The organism is Streptomyces sp. NBC_01478 (genome assembly GCF_036227225.1).
In the GTDB taxonomy this organism is placed as follows: Bacteria; Actinomycetota; Actinomycetes; order Streptomycetales; family Streptomycetaceae; genus Streptomyces.
The window spans coordinates 1,184,816-1,201,397 of sequence record NZ_CP109444.1 but is presented as its reverse complement, the minus strand read 5'-3'; the positions used below and the strand labels follow the sequence as shown (position 1 = coordinate 1,201,397).

The window sequence follows — 16,582 nt, the reverse complement described above, 5'->3', positions numbered from 1 at the left end:
GATTAGATGTAGCGAGCAACCAGGAAGCCAGTGGACACCAGCGAGAGCACCGACAGCGGCACCGAACCCGAGGCCGCGAAGGACGCGGAACCCGCGACAGGCCCCCGGCGCGGCTGGCGCCGCTGGGCGATGGACACCCGCCCGCTGCGCATCCCCGCCTACCGCCGCCTGTGGTCCTCGACCATCGTCACGGCCGTCGGCAGCCAGCTCACCGCCGTCGCCGTACCCAAGCAGATCTACGACATCACCGGCTCCTCCGCCTGGGTCGGCGCCGCCAGCATGGCCGGGCTGCTGCCGCTCATCGTGTTCGCGCTGTGGGGCGGCGCGATCGCCGACAGCATGGACCGCCGCAAGCTGCTCCTGATCACCAACAGCGGCATCGCCGTCACCTCGGTGCTGTTCTGGCTCCAGGCCGTCACCGGCCTCGAATCGGTGGCCGCGCTGATGCTGCTGCTCGCGATGCAGCAGGCCTTCTGGGGCCTCAACGCGCCCGCCCGCAACGCCTCCATCGCCCGCCTGGTCCCCGCCGGGCAACTGGCCGCCGCCAACGCCCTCGGCTCGACCGTGATGCAGACCGGCCAGGTCGTCGGACCGCTCCTCGCGGGCGCCCTCATCCCGGTCATCGGCCTGCCCGAGCTGTATCTCATCGACGCGCTGGCCCTGTGCGTCACGCTCTGGGCGGTCGTCCGGCTGCCCTCGCTGCCGCCCCTGGCGTCCGCGACCCCGCGCCGCGCGGGCTGGCGCGAGGTCGCCGCCGGCTTCCGCTACATCTCGCTGCACAAGGTGCTGCTGCTGTCCTTCCTCGCCGACATCATCGCGATGGTCTTCGGCATGCCCCGCGCCCTGTTCCCCCAGCTCGCCGCCCAGACCTACGCGCCCTACGGCGAGGGCCTCGCCCTCGGCATGCTGTTCGCGGCGATCCCCATCGGGGCGGTGGTCGGCGGGCTGTTCTCCGGCACGTTCTCGCGGGCGCGACGGCACGGCTGGATGGTGATCGGCGCGGTGGTCGCCTGGGGCGTGGCCATCACAGGGTTCGGACTGAGCAGCAACCTGTGGATCGGTGTGGTGTTCCTCGCCGCCGCCGGAGTCGCCGACATGGTCTCCATGGTGTTCCGCGGGGCGATCCTGCTGTCCGCCGCGACCGACGAGATGCGCGGCCGTATGCAGGGCGTCTTCACCGTCGTCGTCGCGGGCGGCCCCCGCCTCGCCGACGTCCTGCACGGCACGGCGGGCTCGGCCTTCGGGCCCCGCACGGCGGTCGCCGGCGGCGGCATCCTGGTCGTGGTCATCATGCTGACCCTCGCCTTCACGGTCCCGGCGCTCCGCCGGTACCGCATCTGAGGAGGCTCAGACGGGCCGGTGGATCGCGTAGTGCTCCATCAGCTTGCTCCGGGTCAGCGCCAGCCGGTGCGCCAGGATCTCCGCGACGATCCGCACCAGGGAGAGCCCGAGCAGCGGATCCTCCACGCACAGCGCGAGCACGGCCGCCGCGTCGAACTCGTAGGCCCGCACGGCGCTGAACGCCTCCGCGCCGAAATCCCAGGTGTACGGCGGGAACAGCCACGACCAGCCGAGCAGGTCGCCCGCGCCGAGACTGGCCACGGTGACCCGCTGCTGCGGGGTGACCTGCTGGTCGAGCGAGACGGCGCCGGAGCGGACGACCCAGAAGCGGTCGGCCGTGCCGCCCGCCTCGAAGATCCTGGAGTCCTCGGCGAACGAGACCTCGTGCGCGAGCTCCATCAGCCGTTCGCGCTGGGTCTGGGGCAGGGCGGTCAGCAGTTTTATCGCTTGGGTCATGGCACAGGGCTCCTCGCCGGCAGCGGATCCGGAATTCTCCCTACGCCCATTTCAGCCTCTGCCGACGTCCCGGGCACCTCGGGGGACGGAATCGGGGCATGAAGAAGCCCTGGCTGGACGGGGGAGACCAGCCAGGGCCGTTGAGCGGTGGCGCCGGAGGACCGTATCGTCGACTCCGTGACCACGTATTAATGAACCGTAAACCATCCACGGGCATTTCGTACCCACCTCAACCGGTCGCGTGACCGGTTTCACTTCGTGGCAGGCCGGCCGGGGGCCACGATCTCGTCCAGCACCCGCAGAACGACCTCGTAGGCCACCTCCCGCACGGGGTCGCCCTGCTCCGACCACGTGTGTGCCTCCTGGGCGGCGAAGGCCCGGGCCCGCTGGATGCGCCGCAACAGTTCGCCGGAGTCCACGACATCAGTCATACCCGTCGCCTACCCCGGCACGAGGAGTTCACCCCGCCGGCGCCGCGATCGGCACGTCGAGCGGCCGGGCCAGGCCGACCACGGCCTCGTCCAGGCGCTGCAGATGCCGCAGCACGCGGTCGGTGACCCGGCCGTAGCGCGGGGTCCCCGGCGTCCCGGGCCGCAGCAGGGACGCGATGCTCGGCCCGGTCTCGATCTCGCCGGCACCGTCCCCGTCCTCGTCGGCGACGTGCGCGCCGATCACCCCGATGTTGTGCACGATCCGGCGACCCGCCTCACGCAGCCGGGGATCGGCCGCTATCGACGGATGCGTCGGCAGCAGCTCGGCGGTCGCCGCCAGATACCGCGCGTGATAGGCGCAGGTCTCCAGGAGCGCGACCACATACCGGGCCGTGTCCCGGCGCGCCCGCAACGGCGTGATCGGATGGGTCAGCGGCTGCGTCGAGGCGCTCAGATCGGCCAGCGCCTGGTCCAAGTCCCGTGCCTTGTCGAGCAGTTCGGCCGCGGCCCCACCGCTGAGCTGGTCGACGGCGGCCTCGGTGACGTCCGTGAGCCGGGCCAGCACGGTGCCGAGCAGTTCGTTCGTACGGCGGTCCGTGTGCACCGGCAGCACCAGCGCCGCCGCGACCACCCCGCAGGCCGCGCCGAGCGCCGTCTCCTCGATCCGCAGCACCAGCACCGACGCGCTGTAGGTGTGCAGCAGCGTGTAGAGCAGGCCCAGCATCGCGGTGACGAAGAACGACATCAGGGTGTACGACAGCGGTGCCGTGTAGAACATCGCGAAGATGAACAGCAGCACCAGCGCGAACGCCGTCCATGTGTGATGCCCGACCAGGCCCGCCAGACCGATACCGGCCACCACACCCAGGACCGTGCCGAGCAGCCGCCGGTAGCCCTTGACGAGGATCTCGCCCGTGGACGAGGTGTTGAGGAACACGATCCAGCAGGTCAGCACCGCCCAGTACCAGCGCTGACTGGACAGGAACTCGCCGCCGATGATGGCCAGCGACGACCCCACCGCCACCTGCACGGCCGCCCGTGTCGTCGGCCGCCGCAACCCGGTGCGCTCCGCGTCCTCGGCCTCCTCGCTGCCCGCGATGGCGACGTCCTCCGCGTCCAGCTCCTCGCGTGAACGGGTCGTCGCGGGCGTGTCCTCCGACTCGTCCTGTGGCCCGTCGACGGCGATCCGCAGGCCCAGCACCGCCCGCGCGGCCTCCCCGATGCCCCGGAACACGTCCTGCACGGTGTCCGGGGCGGGCGGCAGGTTCTCCTCCTCGCGGTAGCCCAGCAGCCGGTTGCGCACATGGGCCAGCCCGGTGCCCGAGTCCGTGCCCACGGGCCGCAGGACGAGCAGGTGCAGCGCCTCCAGGTCGCGCCGCAGTGTGTCGGCGGACTCGTCCCGCACCGGCAGCCGGTCGGCCGACGGGACGGGCGCGCCCGGCAGATGCAGGGTCAGCGTGTGACCCCGCTCGGCGCTGCGCGCGGTCAGCAGCAGGAGCCCCAGCCGCTCGGCCGCGACCTCGGCGTCCGCGATCCGGCGCTGCACCAGCCGCGCCACCGTCTCGTCGGAGGTCCCGTCCTCCAGCCGGCCCTGGATCAGCAGCGCCGTCTCGTGCAGCCGCGCGGTGCCCTCCCGTACGTCGGTGAGGGCCTTCTCCATGTCGTCGGGACCGGCGTCGAGCAACGCGAGCTGCGCGGTGACCAGTTGGGCGAACCGCGCCCGGAACGCCCGCCGCAGCCGGTCGAGCGTCCCCGTGGGCGTCTCCGGCACCAGCGCGAACCGCACCAGCGCACTGCACACGAAGGCCACGCCGATCACGCCGTACAGCCGAGGCAGCGCGGAGACGGTCGCGCCGACGAACAGGGACAGGAAGTAGATCTGGAAGCCGATCAGCCCCAGCGCGGTGCCGCGCTCGCCGAACCGGCGGCTGTAGACCGCGCCGAAGATCAGCAGGACGAAGAAGACGTCACCGGCGACCACCCGCGAGTTGAGCAGCGCGCTCAGCGACACCGAGGCCAGCGCCACCGGCAGTCCCAGCGCGAGCGTCACCGCCTGCTGTGCGCGCTGCTTCTCGCGGATCGCGAACGTGGAGACCATCGCCGCCATCGCCCCGGCCACCAGATGGGGCACCGAGGCGTCCAGCAGGGAGAGCACGGCCAGCGCGAGCGCGATCGAGGCCACCGTCCGCAGCCCGGCCGTCAGCCGCAGCAGTCCGGGATCGGACGCCGCGACGCGATCCCACAGCCGTGCCCACGCCGCCCGTCCCGCTGCCCTCACGCCGCCGTACTCTCCCCGGGTTCACCTCAAGATCCGTACCACCGATGCTACGGCTCCTTGGTCCCGGCCCCTTCGACCTGGTCCCGCACCTGCTCCGGCGAGAGATACGAGTCGGTGTACTCGAAGTCCTTCAGCGTGGCCGGTTTGCGCGCCTGGAAGCCGGTGCGCACGAAGTCGTCGCCGGCCAGCGCGTTCAGCGTCCAGTTCGTCGCCACGCGGACCTTGGCCACGTTCGTGCGCAGTGCCGCCCAGTGGTAGCCGCGGGCGGCGAACTGGGCGGGCAGGCCGCGCAGTTCGATGCCCAGCGGCTTGGACACCGCGTCCCTGCCGCCGAGGTCCACGACGAGCCCGAGGTCCTTGTGGACGTACGGCTTCAGCGGCTGGTTGCGCAGGGTCGCGATCACGTTGTCGGCGACCACCTTGCCCTGCCGCATGGCGTGCTGCGCGGTCGGCGGGCAGATCGCGCCGTCCCCGCCCTTGGCCTCGTCGGGCACCGCGCCGGCGTCACCGAGCGCGAAGACCCCGTCGTGACCTGGCAGGTTCATGTCGGCGGTGACCGCGAGCCGCCCCCGGACCGTCTCCGCGCCCAGCGTGGCGATCAGCGGACTGGCGACCACACCGGCCGTCCAGATCAGCGTCCGGGTCGGCACCACCCGGCCGTCGGTGAAGGTGACCTCCTCCGGCCCGGCCTTGGCGATCGACACCCCCAGGGAGATGTCGATACCGCGCCTGGTCAGGATCTCCTGCGCGCTCTTGCCGAGCTTGTCGCCCAGCTCGGGCATCAGCTTCGGCGCGATGTCGATGAGGTGCCACTTGATCAGACCCGGGTCGATCCGGGGGTAGCGCTTGACCGCCGCGTGCGTCAGCTTCTGCAGACAGGCGGCCGTCTCGGTGCCGGCGTACCCGCCGCCCACCACCACGAACTGCAGCCGCGACGCCTTCTCCGCCGGGTCGTCGCTCGCGTCCGCGAGGTCGAGCTGCGTGATGACGTGGTCGCGGATGTAGGCGGCCTCGGCCAGGGTCTTCATCCCGAAGGCGTGATCGGTCAGCCCCGGGATGTCGAAAGTACGGGTGATGCTGCCGGGGGAGAGCACGATGTAGTCGTAGGGCTCGTTGACGATCTCGTCGTTGATCGTGCGGATCACACAGACCTTGGCCTTGATGTCCACACCGATCGCACCGCCCGGGATGATCCGCGTGCGGTACTTGCTGCTGCGGCGCAGCGAGACGGCGATCGACTGCGGGGTCAGGACGCCGGAGGCGACCTGGGGCAGCAGGGGCAGATAGAGCTGGTAGGAGAACGGCGTCACCAGCGTGACGTCGGCTTCCTCAGGGGTCAGTTTCCTCTCCAGACGGCGAACGCACTCCACTCCTGCGAAGCCTGCGCCAACCACCAGGATCCTCGGTCGTGTCACGGTGTTCATCCCTTTCTGCGGCTCCGGGCGGTCTGCCTCGACGCCGTACGCCTGCCCTGGATCGCTGCCTCGCACCACCATCGATCCCACCGTGCCGGAAGCCGTCCCGCCAGTTGAGCGCGGCAGGCAGACGAACGCGCGGAGCACCAGCATGCCCCGCCGACGGCCTCCGTACGCCGCGGACACATGAACAAATGACGTACCCGAACGACCTTTGAACGATCCGACAACGATCGATCCGGACCGTAGAGTGCGGGCCATGTCGCACACTCAACCCGATCCGGGCTCGGGCTTCCGCACCCAGAACATCGACGCCGGCAACGTGACACGCCTGGTGGCCGCGCTCGACATCCAGGAAGCCAATCCAGGCGTACGACGACTGCGCGCATGGGCGCACGAGGCACTCGACGCGGGCAGCGGGGAACGCGCCCTCGACATCGGGGCCGGCACCGGGTCCACGACCCGCGCACTGGCCGCCGCGGTCGGTCCGAGCGGGTCGGCGCTCGGCGTCGAACCCAACCCCGGCCTGCGCGCGATCGCCGAGGAACGGGCCGCGGAGGCCGGCAGCCCGGCCCGCTTCACGGACGGCGACGCGCTGTCCCTGCCCGTGCCCGACGCCTCCGTGGACGTCGTCTGGTGCGAACGGGTGCTCCAGCACCTCGCCGAGCCGGACAAGGCGGTCGCCGAGATGGCCCGCGTACTGCGCCCCGGCGGCCGCGTGGCCCTCCTCGACACCGACTGGGCGACCACGATCCTGCACCCGGGGGACCCCGAGGTCACGGCCGCGTTCACCTCCGGCGCCCTCACCGGGGCGGCCAACCCCTACTCGGGACGCCGACTCGTCGGCCAGCTCAGCGCGGCCGGGCTCGTCGTCGACGACCGCGGTTCGCAGGCGCTGCTCCAGGACCACCGGTCGGTGGCCTGGCCGCTGATCCGCATGCTCGGCGAGTCCGCCGTGCGCCGCGGCGCCCTGACCGAGGCCCAGCGCGACCGCGCCTACGCCGACCTCTCCGAGGCCGCCGAGCGGGGCGCGCTGCACATGTCCGTGACGATGTTCGCGGTCGTCGCCCACCGCCCGGAGTGAGACCCGGCCGCTGACCTCAGCGGAACACGTTGTCCGCGTCGTCCCAGCCCGAGAGCTGTTCCTCCGCCGACTGCTGCGGGGCACGCGCGCGTGCCTGGTACATCGCGTCGATCTCGAACGCGTAGTGCCGCACGATCGCGTCCCTGCGCAGCTTCATCGACGGCGTCAGCAGCCCGCCCGCGACGTCGAACGGCTGCGGCAGCACCCGGAACACCCGGATCGACTCGGCGCGCCCCACAGGGCTGTTGGCGGCCGCCACGGCCCGCGTGATCTCCTCCCGCAGCGCGTTCTCCTCCCGCGCCTCCCGGCCCCGCGCGTCGCTCTGCAGTGCCAGCCCGGCCCGCCAGTGCGCCACGAACTCCGGGTCCAGCGTGAGCAGCGCCCCCACACAGGGACGGTCGTCGCCGACCACCACCGCCTGATGGATCAGGGGATGCATCCGCAGCCGGTTCTCCAGCGCGGCGGGCGCGACGCTCTTGCCGCTGCTGGTGATGATGATGTCCTTCTTGCGGCCGGTGATCGTCAGATACCCCTCGGTGTCCAGCCGCCCGATGTCCCCGGTGGCCAGCCAGCCCGCGTTGAGCGCCGCCCGGGTCGCCCGCTCGTCGTTGATGTAGCCCTGGAACACCGAAGGGCCGTGCACCAGGATCTCCCCGTCCTCGGCGACCCGGATATCCGTGCCCGGCAGCGCCTGCCCGACCGTGCCGATCTTCTCCCGGCCCAGCGGCTGCATCGTGATCCCGCCGGCGGTCTCCGTGAGGCCGTAGCCGTCGTGCACGAGGATGCCGATACCCGAGTAGAACAGGGACAGTTCACGGTTCAGGGGCGAGCCGCCCGACGTCGCGCGGACCACCCGGCCGCCCAGCCCGGCGCGCAGCTTGCGGTACACCGTCCGCTCGAACAGGGCGTGTTGGAGCCGCAGGTCGAAGCTGGGGCCCGAACCCCGGCCGAGTCTCTGGCGCTCCTCGGCCGTGGCGAACTCCCGCGCGGTCGAGGCGGCACGCTCGAACAGGGCGCCCCGTCCGAGCTGTTGGGCCGTACGGAGAAAGTTCTTGTAGATCTTCTCGAAGATGGACGGTACGGCGTACAGGTAGGTGGGCCGGAAGGTGCGCAGCGCCGACACCAGCGCCGCCTCCGTCATCTCCGGCTCGTGGGCCATCAGCCAGCCGCCGCGCATGCACAGCCCCTGGATCATCAGGCCGTACACGTGCGAGAAGGGCAGGAAGGCCAGGACGGCCGGCTGTTCCCCCGGCAGCGCCGCCGTGTGCGACCAGCCCGCGAGCAGCGTGTCGCAGGGGCTGGCGAGGCTGCGGTGGCTCAGCGCGCAGCCCATGGGGCGGCCCGAGGTGCCCGAGGTGTAGGCAATGACCGCGGTCGAGTCCGGCATCACGATCCGGCGCAGCGAGTCCACCGTGGTCTGGGGTATGTACGTGCCCCGCTCGACGATCTGGGCCAGGGCCCCGGCGTCCAACTGCCAGACGTGCCGCAGCAGCGGCAGCGCGGCACACACCGTGCCGACGGTCATGATGCCCTGCTCGTCCTCCACGACCACGGCCACACAGTTGGCGTCCCGCAGGATCCACTCGACCTGCTCCCGCGAGGACGTCGGATGCACCGGCACGACCTCGGCGCCGACCGCCCACAGGGCGTGGCTGAGCACCGTCCACTCGTAACGGGTGCGGGCCATGATCGCGACCCGGCTGCCCGGTGAGATCCCGGAGGCGATCAACCCCTTGGCCAGATCGACGACTTCGTCCCGCACCTCCACGGCGGTCACCTCCTCCCACACCTCGGAGGACGGGTCGGACCGGCGCGCGATCAGCGGAAGGGTGGGGTTGAGGACCGCGGTCTCGAAGATGCTGTCGGCGAGGCCGCCGTTGTGGGTGGAGGTGGGGGGTGGAGCGACGGCGAAGTCGCGCATGCGCTGCTCCTGGGTTGTACGGGGCGTGACTTGGCCGATCATTACTGTTATCGACGGTGCTCGAATGTAGCCCAGGTGTGAGCGTTTGGTGAGGGGAACCAGGAACTGCCCATGCGGAGTTTGTGATTTCGGCCGGCCGGACGCCGAAGCAGGTCACCCAGGGGTCAACCACACCGTCGCCAGGGGCGGAAGAGTGAGCCGGATATGGCCTTCCTCCGGTTTGACCGGGTCGGGATTGACGACATCGCTTCCACCGTAGACGGCCCGGTCCGTGTTGAGGCTCTCCCGCCAGGCGGGGATGTCGCCCGGGACGCCGAGACGGTAGTCGTGGCGCACGACGGGGGAGAAGTTGCTGACGGCGAGCAGCGGGGACCCGTCGGTGTCGTAGCGGAGGAAGGCGAAGACGTTGTCCTCGGCCGCGTCACCCGTCACCCAGCGGAACCCACCGGGGTCGGTGTCGCGCTGCCACAGGGCGGGAGTCGCGCGGTAGACCGTGTTGAGGTCGTGGACGAGGTGCTGGACGCCCCGGTGGTCGGGTGCGGCGTCGTAGGCCGGGTCGAGGAGCCACCAGTCGGGGCCGTGGGACTCGGACCACTCGGCGCCCTGGGCGAACTCCTGGCCCATGAAGAGGAGTTGCTTGCCGGGGTGGGCCCACATGAACCCCAGATACGCCCGGTGGTCGGCGCGCTGCTGCCACCAGTCGCCCGGCATCTTCGACACCAACGACCGCTTCCCGTGGACGACTTCGTCGTGGGAGATCGGCAGGACGTAGTTCTCGCTGTACGCGTACACCATGGAGAACGTCATCTCGTGGTGGTGGAACTTCCGGTGGACGGGCTCGTGCGCCATGTAGCCCAGCGAGTCGTGCATCCAGCCCATGTTCCACTTCAGCCCGAACCCCAGCCCGCCGGTGTCGGTCGGCCGTGTCACCCCGTCCCAGGCGGTGGACTCCTCGGCGATCGTCACGACACCGGGCACCCGGCGGTACACCGTCGCGTTCATCTCCTGGAGGAAGGCGACCGCGTCCAGGTCCTCGCGCCCGCCGTGCACGTTCGGGGTCCACTGGCCCGAGTCGCGTGAGTAGTCGAGGTAGAGCATCGAGGCGACCGCGTCCACGCGCAGGCCGTCGATGTGGAACTCCTGGCACCAGTAGACGGCGTTCGCCACAAGGAAGTTGCGTACTTCGGTCCGCCCGAGGTCGAACTCGTACGTCCCCCAGTCCGGGTGCTCGGCCCGCCGCGTGTCTCCGGGCTCGTACAACGGCTCCCCGTCGAACCGGGCCAACGCCCAGTCGTCCTTGGGGAAATGCGCCGGAACCCAGTCCATGATCACGCCGATGCCGGCCCGGTGCAGGGCGTCGACGAGGAACTTGAAGTCGTCCGGGGTGCCGAGGCGGGAGGTCGGGGCGTAGAAGCCGGTCACCTGGTAGCCCCAGGAACCGCCGAAGGGATGCTCGGTGACCGGCATGAACTCGACGTGGGTGAAGCCCAGTTCGTTCACATAGGCGGGGAGTTCGACGGCGAGCTGACGGTACGTCAATCCTGCTCGCCAGGAGGCGAGATGCACCTCGTACACGGAGAACGGCGCCTCGTGGACCGGGGTTTCGGTCCGTCGCGCGAGCCAGTCCTCGTCGCCCCACTCGTAGTGCGAGGCCGTCACGATGGACGCCGTGGCGGGCGGTACCTCCGTGCGGCGAGCCATCGGGTCGGCCTTGAGGAAGCGCTCGCCACTCCGGGAGGTGATCTCGAACTTGTAGCGCGCGCCCTCGCCCACACCCGGCAGGAACAGCTCCCACACCCCCGACGAGCCGAGCGACCGCATGGGGAAGGCGGTCCCGTCCCAGGAGCTGAAGTCCCCCGCGACACGCACCCCTTGGGCGTTCGGCGCCCACACGGCGAAACGGGTGCCGGGCACCCCGCCGTGGGTCATCGGCTCCGCGCCGAGCGCCTTCCACAACTCCTCGTGCCGCCCCTCCTTGACGAGGTGCAGGTCCAGTTCACCGAGGGCGGGCAGAAAGCCGTACGGATCGTGGACCTCGCGCTCGTCCCCCTCCGCGTACGACACCAGCAGCGTGTACGCCGGCAGCGCGTCGAGCGGCAGCACACCGGAGAAGAGCCCGCCCCCGTCCGAGGCGAGCGGGCTGCGCACCCCGCCGATCACGACGCTCACGGCACGGGCGTACGGCCGCAACGCCCGGAACGCGATCCCACCCGGCACCGGATGCGCGCCGAGCAGGGCGTGCGGGTCGTGATGGGCACCGGCGAGGAGACGGTCGCGGTCGGCCGGGTCCAGGGGGGCGGGTGAGGCGGTGCCGCTCGCGCTGCTCGGGGGGACCGGAACGGGCGCGGTCGGGCTGTCCGCTTCCGGTGCACCAGGTGCGGTCGAGCCGCAGGCACCCGGCGTCGTGGACGCGATCGGCTCGCCCGTCTCCGGACCGTCGGTCGTGGACGGGCCGCCCGTCTCCTGAGGTGAAGTGTCGTGCAGGGCCACGGAGTTCAGCCTCCTCGGACGGCGAGACGTTCGATCGCCGCCATGGGTACGGGAAGCCAGTCCGGACGGTGTCTGGCCTCGTACAGCACTTCATACACGGCGCGGTCCGTCTCGTACGCGCGCAGCAGGGCGTGCTTGGTGCGGGGGTCCCAGTCGGCCCGGGCCGCGTAGCCCGCGCAGTAGGCCTCCCGGCAGCGGAGGGCCCACTCCGGGCGCCAGGGGCGGCGCTGCCGGGCCGCGTAGTCGAAGGAGCGCAGCATGCCGGCGATGTCCCGCACGGGGGACTGCGCGCTGCGCCGCTCGGCCAGTGGCCTGGACGGTTCGCCCTCGAAGTCGATGACGAACCAGTCGCGGCCGGCCCGCAGCACCTGGCCGAGATGGAGGTCGCCGTGGACGCGCTGGGCGGGCGGCCCGGCATCCCGGCCGACGAGTGCGCCGAACGCGGTCCGCAGCCCGGGTACGAACGGCCGCAGCGCGGGCACGGAGTGCGCGGCGGCCTCCAGCCGTTCGGTCATCGCCGTCGCCGTCGCTGTCTCCGTACGGTCGTACTCGGCGAGAGGTCCTCCGTCCCCGGACGGAAAGGCCGCCGTCAGCGCGAGATGGACCTCGGCGGTCGCCTGCCCCAACTCGTATGCCTCGGTGGTGAATTCGTCACCCGCGGCGAGGGCGCGCAGCGCGAGCGCCCAGCCGTCGGAGGCGTCCGGCAGGAACGGCTGGAGCACGCCGAGCGTCGCGGCCCGCGGCTCGGCCGTCCGGAACCACGCCACCGGCGCCGGGACCCGCGTACAGCCCTGCGCGGCCAGCGCCCCCGGCAGCTCCAGATCCGGATTGACGCCGGGCTGGATGCGCCGGAACACCTTCAGAATGAACCGGTCGCCGTACACCAGCGAGGAGTTGGACTGCTCGGCGCCCAACAGCCGGGGCGCGAGTCCGGCGGGCACGGACACCGACGGGTCCGCCTCGAAGTGCAGGGGACCGGTCGTACCGGGATGCCGCAGCCGCTCCAGCAGCAACTCCGCCGACCGGGGATCCTGCAGCGCGTCGTAGACCGCGAGTCCGGCCAACCGACCTTCCCGCACACGGCCGATGTAGGCCCGGGAAAGGCGCGGCGAGACGTGTTCCCGTACGCCGAGCAGGAGTTGGTAACAGTCACCGGGCGGGGGAGTGCCGCCCGGAGCGGGAACCCCGGTGGGGGAGGCGTGGACCAGCACATGGAGGCAGCCCGGGAAGAGCTCGGTGGTGGACAGCACATCGAGGTCGGCCACCGGCCGGTCCTTGCCGGCGAACCAGCGCTGCCCGGGCAGCCATTCGCGCAGCAGCCCGGCGAGCGTGGCCGGAGGCCGGTCGACGCCGGGGCTGCTCAGGCGGAGAGGTGCGGTCTTCGGCATGGTGACGCGTCCTTTCGCGGGCACATCCTCAAACGCGGGCACATCCTCAAAGTCGTCGGCCGACGCGGGGGGCGGCTCGCGAGAGCCGGAACCAGTAGAAGCCGTGCCCCGCCAGCGTGAGCAGATACGGCAGTTCACCGATGGCCGGGAAACGCACCCCGCCGATCAGCTCCACGGGATGCCGGCCGTCGAACTCCCGCAGATCGAGCATCGTGGGCTGCGCGAACCGCGAGAAGTTGTGCACACACAGGACCAGATCGTCCTCGTACTCACGCAGGAATGCGATCACCGCCGGGTTCGACGACTGGAGCTCCGTGTACGAGCCGAGGCCGAACGCCGGGTTCTGCTTACGGATCTCGATCATGCGGCGGGTCCAGTGGAGCAGCGAGGAGGGCGACGACATCGACGCCTCGACGTTGGTGACCTGGTAGCCGTAGACGGGGTCCATGATGGTCGGCAGCGACAGCCGGCCGGGGTCACAGGACGAAAAACCTGCGTTGCGATCCGGTGTCCACTGCATGGGGGTGCGGACGGCGTCGCGGTCGCCGAGCCAGATGTTGTCGCCCATCCCGATCTCGTCGCCGTAGTAGAGGATCGGCGAACCGGGGAGCGACAGCAGCAGGGCTGTGAACAGCTCGATCTGGTTGCGGTCGTTGTCGAGCAGGGGGGCCAGGCGCCTTCGGATGCCGATGTTGGCGCGCATGCGGGGGTCCTTGGCGTACTCGGCCCACATGTAGTCGCGTTCCTCGTCGGTGACCATCTCCAGGGTCAGCTCGTCGTGGTTGCGCAGGAAGATGCCCCACTGACAACCCGACGGAATGGACGGGGTCTTGGCGAGAATTTCCGACACGGGGTAGCGGGACTCCCGGCGTACCGCCATGAAGATGCGGGGCATGACGGGGAAGTGGAACGCCATGTGGCATTCGTCCCCGCCGCTCTGGTAGTCGCCGAAGTAGTCGACGACGTCCTCGGGCCACTGGTTCGCCTCCGCCAGCAGCACCGTGTCCGGATACATCGCGTCGATCTCCCGCCGGACACGCTTCAGGAAGTCGTGACTGGCGGGCAGGTTCTCGCAGTTGGTGCCCTCGGCCGCATAGAGATAGGGGACCGCGTCGAGCCGGAAGCCGTCGATGCCGAGGTCGAGCCAGAAGCGGAGGGCGGCCAGGATCTCCTCCTGGACGGCCGGGTTCTCGTAGTTGAGGTCCGGCTGGTGGGAGAAGAAGCGGTGCCAGAAGTACTGCTTGCGGACGGGGTCGAAGGTCCAGTTGGAGGCTTCGGTGTCGACGAAGATGATGCGGGCGTCGGGGTACTGCTTGTCGTCGTCGGCCCACATGTAGTAGTCGCCGTAGGGGCCGTCGGGGTCTCTGCGGGACTCCTGGAACCACGGGTGCTGGTCGCTGGTGTGGTTCATGACGAAGTCGATGATGACGCGCATGCCCCGCTGGTGGGCGGAGTCGACGAACTCGACGAAGTCGGCGAGGTCGCCGAATTCGGGGAGTACGGCGGTGTAGTCGGAGACGTCGTAACCGCCGTCGCGCAGCGGGGACTTGAAGAACGGCGGTAGCCAGAGGCAGTCGACGCCGAGCCACTGGAGGTAGTCGAGTTTGGCGGTGATGCCCTTGAGGTCACCGATGCCGTCGCCGTTGCTGTCCTGGAAGGAGCGGACCAGGACCTCGTAGAAGACGGCGCGTTTGAACCACTCGGGGTCCCGGTCCTTGGCGGGAGTGTCCTCGAAGGTGTCGTGGACCGGTTCGTTGACAGTCATGAAGCTCTTGACCCTCCGCTCTGTGTGGACCGCCGGACGTGGAACACGTGCGCGGGAGCCCGGCCGGGTTCCAGTCGCACATAGTTGGTCCTGCCCCACTGATAGGACTCACCCGTCAGTTCGTCGTACACCGACATGGATTCGTTTGATTCCAGGCCGAGTTGCGGCATGTCCAACGAGACCGTGGCCTCCTGGGTGTGGTGCGGATCGAGGTTGACGACCACCAGAACCGTGTCCACACCCGTCGTCTTGCTGTACGCGATCAGCGCGTCGTTGTCCGTCCGGTGGAAGCGGAGATTCCTGAGCCGGTGCAGCGACGGGTGACGGCGCCGGATGCCGTTGAGCGTGCCCAGCAATGGCGCGATGCTACGTCCCTCCCGCTCGGCGGACTCCCAGTCGCGCGGGCGGAGTTGGTACTTCTCGGAGTCGAGATACTCCTCGCTGCCCGGCCGGAGAGGGGCGTTCTCGCACAGTTCGTAGCCACTGTAGACACCCCAGGTCGGGGACAAGGTGGCGGCCAGTACGGCGCGCAGTTCGAAGGCGGGGCGGCCGCCGTGCTGGAGGAACTCGTGGAGGATGTCGGGGGTGTTCACGAACAGGTTCGGCCGCATGTAGGCGGCCGACTCGCCCGCCAACTCGCTGAGGTAGTCGGTGAGTTCGGCCTTCGTGTTGCGCCAGGTGAAGTAGGTGTACGACTGCTGGAAGCCGGTCTGGGCGAGGGTGGCCATCATCGCGGGACGGGTGAAGGCCTCGGCCAGGAAGATCACGTCGGGGTCGGTGCCGTTGATGTCCGCGATCACCCGCTCCCAGAAGACGACCGGCTTGGTGTGCGGGTTGTCGACGCGGAAGATCCGCACCCCGTGGTCCATCCAGTGCCGCAGCACGCGCAGCGTTTCGGCGATCAGGCCGTCCATGTCCCGGTCGAAGGCGATCGGGTAGATGTCCTGGTACTTCTTCGGCGGGTTCTCCGCGTACGCGATCGTCCCGTCGGGGCGGTGGTGGAACCACTCCGGGTGCTTGTCCACCCATGGATGGTCCGGCGAGCACTGGAGCGCGAAGTCCAGCGCGATCTCCAGGCCCAGCTCGGCAGCCCGTCCTACGAACGCGTCGAAGTCCTCCAGCGTGCCAAGCCGGGGGTGGATCGCGTCGTGCCCGCCCTCCGGTGAGCCGATCGCCCAGGGGACGCCGACATCCTCGCGCCCGGCGGACAACGAGTTGTTCCGGCCCTTGCGGAAGGCCGTCCCGATGGGATGGATCGGCGGGAGATACACCACGTCGAAGGCCATCGCCGCGATCGCGTCGAGTCGCCGCGCCGCCGTACGGAACGTGCCGTGCGGGGTCTCGGCGGTGCCCTCGGAGCGGGGGAAGAACTCGTACCAGGCGCCGTAGAGCGCGCGCTCCCGCTCCACCAGCAGCCCGCGCGGCTCGGAGACAGTCACCAACTCCCTTAGCGGACAGGCCTCCAGCACTCGCTCCACATCCGGCGTCAGCGCGGCCACGAACCGCGTTCCCACCGGCAGCGTGTCGTCGCGCAGTGTCTCCGCCGCGGCCAGCACCGTGGCGCGGGCCGGTCCCTCGGGCAGCCCGCCGGCGGCTCGCGCGTGCAGTTCCGCGCCCTCCTCCAGCATCAGGCCGATGTCGATGCCGGCCGGGATCTTGACGCGGGCGGCCCGGCGCCAGGTGGCGATGGGGTCGCCCCAGGCCTCCACGACGTAGGACCAGCGGCCCGGCGCGTCCGGGGTGACCTCGGCGCCCCAGCGGTCGCTGCCGGGGGTCAGTTCGCGCATCGGGGTCCACGGGCCGGTGCGGCCGTTCTCGTCGCAGAGAACGACGTTCGCGCCGATCGTGTCGTGGCCCTCGCGGAACACGGTGGCGGTGACCTCGAAGGTCTCGCCGACCACCGCCTTCGCCGGGCGCGCGCCGCTGTCCACGGCCGGGCGTACGTCACGTACCGGAATGCGGCCGATGGCTGCCGGGGTCGCGTTCATGGGTCTCACCTCCGCCGTGCTCGAG

General features: G+C 70.5%; 11 protein-coding genes. 2 read left to right on the top strand and 9 right to left on the bottom strand.

What is annotated here, in order from left to right:
* Window positions 1–30 precede the first annotated feature (30 nt).
* A complete protein-coding gene (locus OG223_RS05390; RefSeq protein ID WP_329243125.1) occupies window positions 31–1,341 on the top strand; it encodes an MFS transporter in 1,311 nt (436 codons plus the stop codon).
* Window positions 1,342–1,347: 6 nt separating this feature from the next.
* Here OG223_RS05390 and OG223_RS05385 read toward each other — a convergent pair whose 3' ends face one another.
* From OG223_RS05385 to OG223_RS05370, 4 genes are all read right to left on the bottom strand, one after another.
* Entirely contained in the window at window positions 1,348–1,797 is a 450-nt protein-coding gene (locus tag OG223_RS05385; protein ID WP_329243122.1) for a cyclic nucleotide-binding domain-containing protein, read from the bottom strand.
* Between the two features lie 251 nt (window positions 1,798–2,048).
* Window positions 2,049–2,228, bottom strand: coding sequence for a hypothetical protein (locus tag OG223_RS05380; RefSeq protein ID WP_329243119.1), 180 nt, complete (start codon window positions 2,226–2,228; stop codon window positions 2,049–2,051).
* Window positions 2,229–2,256: 28 nt separating this feature from the next.
* Complete coding sequence (locus tag OG223_RS05375) at window positions 2,257–4,506, bottom strand: FUSC family protein (protein ID WP_329243116.1); 2,250 nt, start codon at window positions 4,504–4,506, stop codon at window positions 2,257–2,259.
* Window positions 4,507–4,553: 47 nt separating this feature from the next.
* Window positions 4,554–5,930 (bottom strand): NAD(P)/FAD-dependent oxidoreductase, encoded by a 1,377-nt coding sequence (locus OG223_RS05370; protein ID WP_329265147.1) that lies wholly within the window; start codon window positions 5,928–5,930, stop codon window positions 4,554–4,556.
* Window positions 5,931–6,180: 250 nt separating this feature from the next.
* Here OG223_RS05370 and OG223_RS05365 point away from each other — a divergent pair, with 250 nt between their 5' ends.
* Entirely contained in the window at window positions 6,181–7,005 is an 825-nt protein-coding gene (locus OG223_RS05365; RefSeq protein WP_329243113.1) for a methyltransferase domain-containing protein, read from the top strand.
* Window positions 7,006–7,021: 16 nt separating this feature from the next.
* Here the strand turns inward: OG223_RS05365 and OG223_RS05360 are convergent, their stop codons facing one another.
* The 5 genes from OG223_RS05360 to OG223_RS05340 form a co-directional block, all read right to left on the bottom strand.
* Window positions 7,022–8,926 carry an AMP-dependent synthetase/ligase gene (locus OG223_RS05360; RefSeq protein WP_329243111.1) on the bottom strand — a complete coding sequence of 635 codons (1,905 nt, stop codon included), beginning with the start codon at window positions 8,924–8,926 and terminating at the stop codon, window positions 7,022–7,024.
* Window positions 8,927–9,079: 153 nt separating this feature from the next.
* Complete coding sequence (gene glgB, locus OG223_RS05355) at window positions 9,080–11,218, bottom strand: 1,4-alpha-glucan branching enzyme (protein ID WP_329265145.1); 2,139 nt, start codon at window positions 11,216–11,218, stop codon at window positions 9,080–9,082.
* A gap of 203 nt (window positions 11,219–11,421) precedes the next feature.
* Window positions 11,422–12,804 carry a maltokinase N-terminal cap-like domain-containing protein gene (locus tag OG223_RS05350; RefSeq protein WP_329243108.1) on the bottom strand — a complete coding sequence of 461 codons (1,383 nt, stop codon included), beginning with the start codon at window positions 12,802–12,804 and terminating at the stop codon, window positions 11,422–11,424.
* A gap of 46 nt (window positions 12,805–12,850) precedes the next feature.
* Window positions 12,851–14,569 (bottom strand): maltose alpha-D-glucosyltransferase, encoded by a 1,719-nt coding sequence (gene treS, locus OG223_RS05345; protein ID WP_329243106.1) that lies wholly within the window; start codon window positions 14,567–14,569, stop codon window positions 12,851–12,853.
* Window positions 14,566–16,557 carry an alpha-1,4-glucan--maltose-1-phosphate maltosyltransferase gene (locus tag OG223_RS05340; protein ID WP_329243103.1) on the bottom strand — a complete coding sequence of 664 codons (1,992 nt, stop codon included), beginning with the start codon at window positions 16,555–16,557 and terminating at the stop codon, window positions 14,566–14,568. Before OG223_RS05340 ends, treS begins: the two co-directional genes overlap by 4 nt.
* Between the last annotated feature and the right edge of the window lie 25 nt (window positions 16,558–16,582).